Source organism: Paenibacillus sp. J31TS4, from assembly GCF_018403265.1.
GTDB lineage: Bacteria > Bacillota > Bacilli > Paenibacillales > NBRC-103111 > J31TS4.
Genome location: NZ_BOSI01000001.1, coordinates 2,189,211 through 2,200,819, shown reverse-complemented (window position 1 = coordinate 2,200,819; position 11,609 = coordinate 2,189,211). Strand labels below are relative to the sequence as shown.

At 59.2% G+C, this 11,609-nt stretch carries 11 protein-coding genes; 5 read left to right on the top strand and 6 right to left on the bottom strand.

Going from position 1 to position 11,609, the window contains the following annotated elements; translation table 11 throughout:
* Positions 1 to 20 precede the first annotated feature (20 nt).
* The 6 genes from KJS47_RS10350 to KJS47_RS10325 form a co-directional block, all read right to left on the bottom strand.
* Positions 21 to 1,520 (bottom strand): sensor domain-containing diguanylate cyclase, encoded by a 1,500-nt coding sequence (locus tag KJS47_RS10350; RefSeq protein ID WP_249716237.1) that lies wholly within the window; start codon positions 1,518 to 1,520, stop codon positions 21 to 23.
* Positions 1,521 to 1,664: 144 nt separating this feature from the next.
* The gene (locus KJS47_RS10345; protein WP_213524799.1) at positions 1,665 to 1,847 is read right to left on the bottom strand and encodes a hypothetical protein; all 183 of its coding nucleotides are present in this window, start codon (positions 1,845 to 1,847) and stop codon (positions 1,665 to 1,667) included.
* Between the two features lie 161 nt (positions 1,848 to 2,008).
* On the bottom strand, positions 2,009 to 2,473 hold the full coding sequence (locus KJS47_RS10340; RefSeq protein ID WP_213524798.1) for a Dps family protein: 465 nt from the start codon (positions 2,471 to 2,473) through the stop codon (positions 2,009 to 2,011).
* Between the two features lie 332 nt (positions 2,474 to 2,805).
* Positions 2,806 to 4,272 (bottom strand): catalase, encoded by a 1,467-nt coding sequence (locus KJS47_RS10335; protein WP_213524797.1) that lies wholly within the window; start codon positions 4,270 to 4,272, stop codon positions 2,806 to 2,808.
* A gap of 185 nt (positions 4,273 to 4,457) precedes the next feature.
* Positions 4,458 to 5,267 (bottom strand): winged helix-turn-helix domain-containing protein, encoded by an 810-nt coding sequence (locus KJS47_RS10330; RefSeq protein ID WP_213524796.1) that lies wholly within the window; start codon positions 5,265 to 5,267, stop codon positions 4,458 to 4,460.
* The gene (locus tag KJS47_RS10325; RefSeq protein ID WP_213524795.1) at positions 5,246 to 5,638 is read right to left on the bottom strand and encodes a Fur family transcriptional regulator; all 393 of its coding nucleotides are present in this window, start codon (positions 5,636 to 5,638) and stop codon (positions 5,246 to 5,248) included. Before KJS47_RS10325 ends, KJS47_RS10330 begins: the two co-directional genes overlap by 22 nt.
* 327 nt (positions 5,639 to 5,965) lie before the next feature.
* Here KJS47_RS10325 and KJS47_RS10320 point away from each other — a divergent pair, with 327 nt between their 5' ends.
* The 5 genes from KJS47_RS10320 to KJS47_RS10300 all read left to right on the top strand — a co-directional run bounded on the left by KJS47_RS10320 (position 5,966) and on the right by KJS47_RS10300 (position 11,441).
* Complete coding sequence (locus KJS47_RS10320) at positions 5,966 to 7,282, top strand: ammonium transporter (protein ID WP_213524794.1); 1,317 nt, start codon at positions 5,966 to 5,968, stop codon at positions 7,280 to 7,282.
* Between the two features lie 180 nt (positions 7,283 to 7,462).
* Positions 7,463 to 8,776, top strand: a complete 1,314-nt coding sequence (locus KJS47_RS10315) for an ABC transporter substrate-binding protein (RefSeq protein WP_213524793.1) — start codon at positions 7,463 to 7,465, stop codon at positions 8,774 to 8,776.
* A 76-nt stretch (positions 8,777 to 8,852) separates the two neighbouring features.
* On the top strand, positions 8,853 to 9,812 hold the full coding sequence (locus tag KJS47_RS10310) for a carbohydrate ABC transporter permease (protein ID WP_213524792.1): 960 nt from the start codon (positions 8,853 to 8,855) through the stop codon (positions 9,810 to 9,812).
* 52 nt (positions 9,813 to 9,864) lie between these two features.
* Positions 9,865 to 10,674 (top strand): carbohydrate ABC transporter permease, encoded by an 810-nt coding sequence (locus KJS47_RS10305; protein ID WP_213525065.1) that lies wholly within the window; start codon positions 9,865 to 9,867, stop codon positions 10,672 to 10,674.
* The gene (locus KJS47_RS10300; RefSeq protein ID WP_213524791.1) at positions 10,674 to 11,441 is read left to right on the top strand and encodes an HAD family hydrolase; all 768 of its coding nucleotides are present in this window, start codon (positions 10,674 to 10,676) and stop codon (positions 11,439 to 11,441) included. The genes KJS47_RS10305 and KJS47_RS10300 overlap by 1 nt, the downstream gene beginning before the upstream one ends.
* Positions 11,442 to 11,609: the final 168 nt, after the last annotated feature.

The window sequence follows — 11,609 nt, the reverse complement described above, 5'->3', positions numbered from 1 at the left end:
CTTGAGTGAGAGAACCCGGCTTACGAGCCGGCCGCCCTCCGGCTGTCCTCGCCGGTGGAAGCCTTGCGCTTGTAACGGGTCTTGTTCTTATACATTTCCTGATCGGCGTAGGCAACCAGCTCCTCGGCGGATGCCTTCATGCCGGACTGGAAGCGGAACAGGCCATGGCTCACCGTGACGGCGAACGGCTTGCTCCGCGACTGGTTGAGTCTCTGGAGATCGTCCCGGATGCTCTCCCACAGCCGTGCCGCCTCGGGCATCCCTTTGTGGAAGACGAGGATGAATTCGTCGCCGCCGTAGCGGAACAGATAATCTCCCTCGTCCAAATTCCGCTGGAGCACCTGGCTGGCCATATGGATAAGTGCGTCGCCCTCGGCGTGACCGTACCGGTCGTTCACTTCCTTCAGGTCGTTAATGTCCACGAAGCAGACGATCAGCTCGCGGGCCGCTTCACGCGCCTCTTCCAGATCCTTCTGCAGGAGAGCCATTCCGTGTCCCCGGTTCATGACGCCGGTCATCGCATCGGTGGACGCATGCAGGGCAAGCTCCGCTTCCGCCTCCTTGAGCTCCGTAATATCGGTGAAGCCGGCGAGCACGCACGGCTCTCCTCGGTAGTCGATCCGCTCATACTGAATCATGACCCAGCGGCTGAGAGAGGGGGAGACGGCGAGCTCGCAAATCCGGTTCGGGACCCGGCCCCGCTCAAGCAGCTCCCCGACGATCCGTTCCTTTTCCTCCTCGCTCGGGTAGAGGAAGAAAGCGCGGTTCTCGTCGTCGGGCTGCCCGAAGAACCGGGAAGCCTTCTCGTTGGTGAGCACGATCCGGTCGTCCGCCAGCCGGGAAAGCACGAGCGGATACGGATTGACGGCGAACAGCTTGCGGAAGTCGCTCTCCTGCTGCTTGAGCCGCCGGGTATGGAAGAAGTCCCTTTTTAATAACGTATAGAACGTCCAGGAGATGAAGAACGCGATCAGGACAGTGGCCGTTGTGTTGATCTGCTTGGTGGCGAGCGTGAACGGGTCGCCGCTCACGGCCGACAGCCCGATCAGGAATAGGGTGTGGGTGCCGAGCAGAATGAACAGAAAGCGCAGTGGAGAGATAGGCAGACTAACGGCAACGGCCAGCAGGATGATAATGTAAGCGTCCACGTTGCCGGTCAGCAGCTGGCTGTTTAAGGAGCCGGTCATGCCCAGTAGGAGATACAGCGTGACGTAGAGGCCGATGACGAAGGAGACCGCAGCGGAACGGGCGGACAGGCCAGTCCGATTCATCCGCCTGTAGAACAAGAGGAACAGAAGCGACAGGAAAGGGCCTGCGGCATGGATTGCCCAGGAGGCGTGGCGGTAGGTCGGGTCGCCGACGGAGCCCAGCATGAAGAAGTCGGCGTAGAGATAGAAGGGAAAGACGAGCAGCAGAAGGATGGAAATGAGACGGATACGGGACAGGATGCGCCGGTTGTGCGACTCGTCAAAAAGAGAGGGATCGGCGGCATCGAACCGAAAGGATATCGTTTTGCGCAAGGTACAGCCAACCTTTTTCTAGTCGATTTAACCACATTTTATCATAAAATGTCGCAGCCGGGTGTGAATTGTCCGAAAAGCAAGCAAATTCCGGACAACGGGCCCGTCGCGGACGGATCCGTTATCCGATAGGCCGGGAATGGGCTACATATGATAGCTTCCCGTCGGCTCGTTCAGTACCCAGCCCAGCAGCTGAATGCTCTCCTCGAGCCGGGCAAGTTCCCGCTCGTCCCGCTCGGACGAGCCGCCGGCCAGCCGGGCTTCCACCGCCTGCTTTTGCACGAGAAGCTCGTTGAGCTTGCGCTTGATCTGTTGTTCCGTTCTCATAATCGGCCCTCCTTTCCCCAAAAATCGTACCAGAACGGGGACCCAAAAGAAAAGGGCAGTGTCCCGCGCCCGCTCATTCGGTGCCGTGGCGGCACGGGTGAAGCTCAAAAAGCCCCGAACCCGGCTGGCGGGGTTCGGGGCAAGTGACCGTAGGGACTAGATTATTCGTGCAAATAAGCATTCAGCATCCAGGCGTGCTTCTCCAGCGAAGTGACGATGCCGGTGAAGAGATCGCTTGTGCCTTCGTCGCCGGCTGCGTCGGCCAGCTCGATCAGTGTGTTCGATTCGTCCGTCAGCAGACGGAAATCGTTCAGCACCGCCATCACCATCAGTTTGGCGTTCTCTTGGCCGGACGCCTCCTTCAACGAGGTGAGCCGGAGAGCCTCTGCCATGGTCGCTGCCGGCTTGCCGCCGATCGCAAGAAGACGCTCGGCGATCGTGTCGATATGGGAGGCTGCTTCGTTGTACAGCTCCTCGAATTTGGCGTGAAGCGTGAAGAAATGGGGGCCTTTGATATACCAGTGATGGTGATGCAGCTTGGTGTACAGCAAAGTCCAGTTGGCGAGCTGCTTGTTCAGCTGCTCGAACAGTTGCGATTGGTTGTCTTGTTGTTTTCGGATGCTCATCGTATAGTCTCCTCTCTGTTTGTAAGAATAGAATCGGAATTCTGCCCGCTGGCGAGGGAATGGCTCTATCGCCTCGAGCTTGCGAAACTCCGTTTGCGGGACGCTGGGGACGGGCGCGGCAGGCTTGTCACGGATAGCGTGCCCCATGCGTCCCGTTGTTATTGCAGGCGGTGGAAAACCAAGCTCAGGCGCGCGGATGAGCAGGGGGATGTTCTCCGCCGGGCCGCGAGACTGCCAGCTTTGGGGAGACCGCTGACGGTTTGGGGGAACCGGCCGTGTTTAGAGCCGGCCTCCCGTCTCCCGAGGAAGCTCTAGTGAATGGCTGCGGCGTCTTACCCGCGGATGGCGGGCATGTGCCGGGCAAGATCCACGCCGAGTCCTTCGGCGAGGAGCATGCCATACTCGGCGTCGGCCCGGAAGAAATTGCAGATCGCCCGCAGCTGGATCATGCTAGGGACGCTGCCCAGATCATTCACGAGATTGCGGATGAGATGATCGCGCTCTTCGTCCGTATAGCTGCGGTAACGCTCGCCCGCCTGGGTGAAGTCATCCGTCTTCTCGATTGGCTGCCGGGCGGCGCTTCCTTCCAGCGGAATCGAAGAGTCGAGATAGGAAGCGTCCTCCCGCGGGCTGTCCACCAGGCTGTTCGGCTCGTAATTGACCGGCGACGGATCCTGATGGAACGTCATCGCTCCGTCTCTTTGATGATTCTGCACCGGCGCGTAAGGGCAGTTGATCGGCAGCTGCATATAGTTGGCGCCGAGCCGGTACCGCTGGGTGTCGGGATACGAGAACAGGCGACCCTGCAGCAGACGATCCTCGGACGGCTCGATCCCGGGGATGAGCGCGCTCGGCGAGAAGGCGGACTGCTCCACTTCAGCGAAAAAGTTGCGGGGGTTCCGGTTCAGCGTCATCGTGCCTACCTTGATCAGCGGATAGCGGTCCTCAGGCCATACCTTGGTCGGATCGAGGGGATCGAACGCATGCAGGTCCAGGTCGGCCGTCGGCATCAGCTGGACGTGGAGCTCCCATTCCGGATGCTCCCCGCGTGCGATGCTCTCATGCAGATCCCGCGTGGCATGGTTGAAGTCCGCTCCCTGTACCTCCTTGATCGTATCGGCCGTCAGGTTGGCGATGCCCTGCTTCGATTTCCAGTGATACTTCACGTAGGTGATCTGGCCGGAGGCGTTGATCCATTTGAACGCGTGGACGCCGAAGCCGTCCATCTGCCGGTAGTTCGCCGGCGTGCCGTGGTCCGAGAACAGCCAGGTCATCATATGTGTCGACTCCGTCGACAGCGTCATGAAATCCCAATAGCGGGCAGGGTCCTGGATGTTCGTATCCGGAGCGGGCTTAAGCGAATGCACCATGTCCGGGAACTTGATCGCGTCGCGGATGAAGAAGACGGGCAGATGGTTGCCGATGATATCGTAGTTGCCCTCTTCCGTATAGAATTTGACGGCGAAGCCCCTCGGATCGCGGGCGGTTTCGGGAGAGCCGGTGCCGTGGATGACCGTCGAGAAGCGGACGAAGACGGGCACCGACTGACCCGGCTCCTGGAACAGACACGCTTTGGTGTAGGCCCTCATGCTGTTCTCGAGCACGAATTCACCGTGCGCTCCGGCGCCTCTGGCATGCACAACGCGCTCGGGGATCCGCTCCCGGTCGAAGTGACCGAGCTTCTCCAGCAGATGATAGTCCTCCAGCAGCGCCGGCCCTCTCCGGCCGGCGGTCCTGGAATTCTGGTTATCCCCCACCGGAGCTCCTTGGTTAGTCGTTAAGCGTGTATAGTCGTTCATAGGTGATGGCCTCCTAATTAGTTTTAGACTTAATCCAATTTCTAATTAGAGTGTATCACCCGAGAGTTCCCCGTACATGAGGGTCTCATGATGGTTTGATTAAGATTGCGTGAAGGCTCCCGTGCCGCTTGGACCCCGTGACAAGGCAGCCCCCGTCAACCGCCCCAACAAAAAAAAGGCGGACGTCAATCGTCCGCCAGCCGGTACCCGACTCCGCGCACCGTGCCGATAATGCCCGGCGCGGATGCCGAATCGCCCAGCTTCTTGCGCAGGCTCCTCACATGGACGTCCACCACGTTGCTGCTCCCGTACAGCTGACTGCCCCAAATTTTCTCGAGCAGCTCCTCGCGGGTCAGCACCGCGCCTTTGGCCTCCATCAGTAGAACGAGCAGCTCGTACTCCGTCTTCGTTAGATTGACCGGGCGACCCTTGACGGTGACCGCCCGCTTGTGCGGCAGGACCACGACTTCCTTAAAGACGAGCTGGCCCGCGGGGGCCGAGCCGGGAAGCGAGGACGATGCCGGCGTCTCCAGCAGCAGCTCGAGGATGGCGGGCACCGCCTCCTCCAGACCGCCCCGGCATAGGATCGTCTCCGCCTGGGAGGGCCGGACGGCAGGGAGCAGCCCCTCGTTCGCTTCCTCCAGCAGCCATACGAACTGGGGGCCGCCCGCCTCTTCGCCGGGGGACGGGGGCAGCGTCTCCGCTCCTCCGTCCGCCGCGAGCGCGGCCGCGTCGAGCAAGATCAGATCGAGCGGAAGGCCGCCCGCGACGGCCGGCTCGTAGCGGTGGAACAGGAGCACGTCGTAGCATAGCACGGACAAGCGGCGCACCAGCTCGTGAACCCGGTCGGGGTATGGGCTGATGACCGATACCCGCTTTGTTTCGGCGCATGTAGGGCCAGCGAGCGGGAGCGGGAGAGACCGCTCCGCCGTATAGGCGCCCCGCACGCCCGCCGAGACCACGGTTCCTTCGCTTACGCTTGCGGGATACGGCATGCCGGACACACTCCTTCCAGGACGACATGGGCATGGTCCACCCGGTATGCCGTCTCTTGCTCCACAGCCTTGAGCCATTCCGCGGGCACCTCGGTCAGCACTTCGTCCACCTTCCCGCACCGCTTGCACACGATATGGTGGTGATCGTCGGTCCGCGCGTCGTAGCGGCTTGCCGTCTCACCGAGCTTCAGCTCCCGGATCAGCTCCATCTCAGTCAAATATTTGAGCGAATTGTATACGGTCCCGTAAGCAAAATGATGCCCCTGGTCCCGCAGCCGTTCGATGATCTCCGACGCAGTCGGATGATCGTCGCTGTGCTGGAGAAGGTCCAGGATCACCTTGCGCTGTTTGGTCAGATTCAGCTTATTCATCGCCTTCACCCTCACCTTGTATTTAGATTAAGTATAAATTATAAAGTGCTTCTTGTCAATTCATGTTAGGTTTTCATAGAGAGAGCCTCTTTACCGCCAATACCTAACATTACAAGTTATATATGAAAAAAATCAATCGATTTTGTGTAAAGTATATTGACACAAATGTTAATTCTTCAGTAAAATACTCGCATCATCTCTTTTCCGGAGGATGAAAAAGGGGATGTTTCTTCCGAAAAAGGAGGGGTAGAGGCGGTAAATGGGGCGGTTTTGCCCAAGGTGGCAGGAAGTGTGGAATGAAATCTTACACGAAGTGAGGTTGGGGAGATGGAAGTAGGCGTAAACGGGATATGGACGATGCTGGGAGCAATTCTGGTGCTGTTCATGCAATGCGGCTTCATTCTGCTGGAGTCCGGTTCCACGAGAATGAAGAACGCGGGGCATATTGCGGGCAAGACCGTTTTTACGGTCGGGATCGTGACGCTAGTGTTTTGGGCGGTCGGATACGCCTTTATATTCGGCTCCCAGGGAGGAGTGCTGCTCGGCTGGGGCGACTACTTCGGCTTCAACACGATGGGGGTTCCGGAGGGCAGCATCGTGGCGCCGACGGTTATGTTTCTCTTCCAGCTGGCGTTCGCAGCCATCTCGATGTCGGTCGCATGGGGAGGATTCGCGGAGCGCGCCAAGCTGTCGGCCTATCTGATCTTTGCGGTCGCGTTCTCGGCAATCGTCTATCCGGTCATCGCCCACTGGATCTGGGGAGGCGGCTGGCTGGCCGAGCACGGCAAGCAGGATTTCGCAGGCTCCACCGTTGTCCATCTGACGGGGGCTATGGCCGCTTTGGCGGCGACGCTGCTCCTGAAGCCGCGGATCGGCAAATATACGAAGGACGGCAAGCCGAACCAGATTCCGGGACATAACCAGGTGTTCACGACGCTCGGCGTCATGATTTTGTGGGTCGGCTGGTTCGGATTCAACGCCGGGAGCACCATTACGGCGGGGGACGGCGGCTTTTTCGGCTATGTCGCGGTCAATACCCAGCTCGGCGCGGCGGGCGGCGCCGTGGCGGCGCTGATCGTCTCCTGGATGGCGATGGGCAAGGCGGATGTTTCGTCAATGCTGAACGGAGCGCTTGCGGGACTTGTCGCCATTACCGCCTCCTGCGCCTTCGTCGCACCGTGGGCGGCGATGGTCGTCGGCCTCATCGCCGGCGTGGTCGTCGTAGCCAGCATGGCGTTCTTCGAAAAGCTGCGGATCGACGACCCGATCTACGCGCTCTCGGCTCACGGGACAGCCGGCGTCTGGGGCACGCTCTCGAACGGTCTGTTCGCCACGCCGGAGCTTGCGGAGAAGGTGGGCGTCGGCCAGGCGGGTCTATTCTACGGCGGCGGCTTCAGCCAGCTCGGCGTTCAAGCGCTCGGCATCGTCGCCTGCGGCGCCTTCGCATTCCTGGTCTCCTACGCGATTCTGTCCATCATGAAGGCGACGATCGGCATTCGCGTCACGGAAGAGGAGGAGGTCATCGGGCTCGACTTGAGCGAGCACGGCAGCTACGGCTATCCGGAGCAAATGAAGGAAGCGGCAGCGCTCGCGGCTTCCGGGACCCCGGCGCGCGAGAAGCTCAGAACGGAGCTCGGCGTCTAGGCGCCTCTCCGTAGCGGGAACGGCTCCCGTCATCGGGAGCTGTCCCCTTTTTTCGAGCTTCGCATCCCGAGAAAGGAAAATGGTGTAGAAACAAAAAAGATGTTGTCATATTATTACATAACACGTACACTATAATAAAATATTATTCCATTATTAACCTGGTGTGGGGGAGGATTAGGAATGAAAAAGCAAGTAGCAGTGCTTGGTTCTGTCGCAATTCTTGCAGGCGGTATTCTCGCGGGCTGCGGTGAAAGCGGTACCAAAACTGGCGACGCTTCGACCGCCAGTCCGGGAACGAGCCCGGCCGTAACAGGGGCCAAGGGAGAAAAGGTCAAGCTGACGATGTACAGCTGGCGGCCCGAGGACAAGGAAGGCTACGAGAAGATCATTGCCGAATTCAAGAAAGAGAATCCCGACATTGATGTGGAATTCAAGCCGTTCAAATCAACCGAATACAACACGATTCTCGGCAATACGCTGCAGTCCGGAACCGGCGTCGATATTTTCCAGCTGCGCCCGTATGACGGAGCCAAGGCGATCGCGGACGCGGGCTACCTGCTGCCCGTTGACGGCGTCAAAGGAATCGAGAATATTCCGGCCGCCTATCAGGACGCGGCGCGCGGAACCGACAACAAGGTATACGGCATTCCGTTCATGCTGAACAACGCCGTCGTGTTTTATAACAAGAAGCTGTTCCAGGACAACAACATCCAAGTGCCCGAGACTTGGGAGGAATTCGTCAAGGTCTGTGAGACGCTCAAATCCAAAAACATCATTCCGGTCGCTCAATCCGGCAAGGCCGCTTATCTGCTGTCGATGACGCACGCCGTGCTCGGCCCGAGCGCATACGGGGGCAACGAATTCGTCTCGTCGGTGCTCAAGGGCGCGACCAATTTCAAGGACGCCAAATTCGTCGACTCGATCAAGCGGATGAAGCAGATGGAGACGTTCTTCCCCAAAGACTTCGTCGCGCTCGAGGACAAGGACGCGCAGGCGCTGTTCTATACCGGCAAGGCGGCGATGTACATCAACGGCAGCCACCGGCTCGAGACGTTCGAAGCCAATAAGCTCGCGTTCGAGGTCGACTACTTCCCGGGATTGTCCGCCCAGAAGGGCCAGCCTGCGCAGATCGCGACCTGGGTTGACGGCTCCTACGGCGTAGCTAAGAGCACGAAGCATAAGGACCAGGCTATGAAGTTCATCGAGTTCATCGCCTCGAACAAGTTCGGGCAGGCGTTCAGCGACCAGCTGACGCGAGTCAGCCCGATCAAGGGAGTGGCGCCCAAGAACGAGCTGCTCAAGCGGATGGCGGAGCAGAGCGAGAAGAGCAGCACCCCTTATCTGATGCTGACCAACTTCAGCCAGGGCACGCCGACGACTAAGACGACGTTCGAGGATTCGCTGCAAGGTATGTACATCGGCAAGCTGACGCCGGAGAAGGTAGCCGAGGACACCCAAGCGTCGGCTGACAAATGGTTCAAGCCGGCGAAGTAAGCCGGCGCTCTCCGGGCCGCCGCCGTTCCTTCCGAGGGGCGGTCCGGCAGATTGCGGAAGGGGAAAGGAGCGTCCCATGCGGGCCATCAACGACTTGAACGAAGCCCCGGTCGTGCGTGCGGCTGTCAAGAAGAAGCCGCTGTCGCGCCACCTGGTGCACCTGTTCCTGCTCCCGGCGCTTATCTTTTACGTCGGCTTCATGATCTATCCAATTCTCCAGGCGCTTCTCAACAGCTTCTTCTCGTGGAAGGGGCTGACGCGGGGCGAATTCATCGGCCTGAACAATTTTGTGCGGCTGTTCACCGAATCTCCCTTCAAGGAGACGTTCACCCGGGCGCTTGGGCACAACGTCATCTACTTCGTCGGCACCATGCTGGCGAAGATGATCGTCGCCTTCATCCTGGCGCTCTTCATTAACAGCAAGATCAAGGGCAAGGAATTTTTCAAGACCGTGTTTTTCCTGCCCAAGCTGCTGTCGGTCATTGTCGTCGGGTTCCTGTTCAGCCTGATTCTCAATCCGACGTATGGCGCTCTGAACACCTTCCTCGGCAAGATCGGCCTTGAGTCGCTCGCCCGGCCTTGGCTCGGCAGCCCCGATACGGCGCTGTATACGATCGTGCTCATCAACAGCTGGTACGGCTTCGGCTTCGCGATGCTCATCTTCCTTGTCGGCCTGCAGGCGATCTCGCCGGAGATCTACGAGGCGGCCCGGATCGACGGGGCCTCAGGCCTCCGGATGGTGTTCAAGATCACCATCCCGCTCGCGATGTCGTCGATCATGATCATGACCATTCTGACGTTCATCGGCGCGTTCGAGGCGTTCGAGCTGATCTTTGCGATGCAGGGGTCGTCGGGCGGTCCCTATTATTCGACGGACGTGCTGGCGCTTTACTTCTACCGGCTCGCCTTCGGCTCGGTCAGCGGCGGCGATTCGATCGGGCTCGGCTCCGCGCTTGCGGTCATTCTGCTCATCCTGATCGCCGGTGCGACATTCGTGTCCATGTATTTCTTCCGGGGCAAGGAAGTCGACAGCTGACGGCAGCGTCTACAGATTAGAGGAACAGGAGGGGAGCGAGTTGGCGCTTCGCATGCAGCAGGGCCTCAAATACCTGATCCTGGCCCTGTTTACCTTTTTGTCGATTTATCCAATCTTTCTAATGATCATGTCGTCGTTCAAGACGAATATGGAGATTATGACCTCGCCGCTCGGCCTGCCCAAGAGCTTCACCCTCGACAACTATATCGAGGTGTGGAAGCAGGTGCACTTCTCCGATTACTTTTTGAACAGTCTGCTGGTGAGCAGCGTGTCGGTTTTCCTGATCCTGCTTGTCTCGTCGATGGCGGCATTCTATCTGTCGCGGTATACGTTCAAGTGGAACGGCATGCTGCTGTTCTTCTTCATGCTGGGGCTCATGCTCCCGATGAAGCTGGCGATCTCACCGCTGTACATGATGATGCTGAAGCTGAACCTGCTCGATACGCTGACGTCTCTCATCATCGTCTATGTGGCCGGGCACATCTCGTTTGCGGTGTTCGTGTTCTATGGCTTCTTCCGGACACTCCCCAAGGAGCTCGACCAGAGCGCCCGGATGGACGGCTGCAACGGGTTTCAGGTGTATTACAAAATCGTCCTGCCGCTCATGCGTCCGGCGCTTGCGACAGTCAGTATCGTCGATTTGATCGGCATCTGGAACGACTTTTTCTATCCGCTTATCTTCATTAAGAGCACAGAGCTTGGCACAATCCCGCTGGGAATGTTAACCTTATTTGGGGAACATGATACAGACTGGAACCTGCTGTTCTGCGGTCTCACGCTGTCTTCTCTCCCGATGATCCTTGCCTTCCTCTTCGCCTCGCGGCAGTTTATCGAAGGCATGACGACAGGAGCGGTTAAGTAATGAAGAAGTGGATTACGTTCGATCTCGACGGGACGCTGATGCAGAACCCGTTCGGGAAATGGGTCTTCCCCGATCTGGATGCGTTCTTCACCGAGCAGCTCCAGGAAGACCGGGGAGTGTCCCGGCTGCTCTATGCGGAGCACGAGAAGCGGATGCAGGAGAACCAGACCGTCGCAGCTTACGACTGGGACGATATGGTGCAGTGCCAGCTTCGGGAGCTCGGAATCGCGGGAACGGTCGATGTGGAGGAGCTTGTCCGCAAGCACTGCGTGTCGCCGAAGATCTTCTTGCTTGAGGAAGCCGTGCTGCCGGTGCTGCGGCGGCTCCGCGAGCAGGGCTACTCGCTTGCTACGGTGACGAACGGCTTTTTCAAGTACCAGTCTCCGGTGATGGAAGCGCTCGGGCTGTACGACTGCTTTGAGGAAATCGTCACCCCCGAGAGAGCGGGCTGCGGCAAGCCGGACGAAGCGATCCTGGATGGGCTGCGGCAGTCCGGCGAGATCGTCGCCCACGTCGGGGACCGGCTCGATCATGACGTCGGCCTCGCGAACCGGGCGGGCGTCCCGGCGGTGTTCATCCACCGCAGCCTGCCGGACGACGTGCTGGCGCTGGCGCCGGCGGAGCGGCCCAGGGACCCGCGCTTCCTCGCGTTGTGCGAAGCCAAGCTTAAGGCGGAATGCCCGCCGCTCGCGGCGTCTCCGCTGCCGGCGGCCTACGTGCCGGCCTACGCCATCGGCAGCTTGACGGAGCTGCCCGGCTGCCTGTAAGGCGCCGACACGGGCGTGGGATGCAACCAAAAACGACTTTGCCTGCAGGCGGCGGGCAAAGTCGTTTTTATGCAAGATAGGCATATTCGTAGAAAGCAATTCCTGCAGATGTACCAAAAAATGCTAAACTTGTGGTAGTCAATAGAAGCTCCTATTAAGCCGAACCCG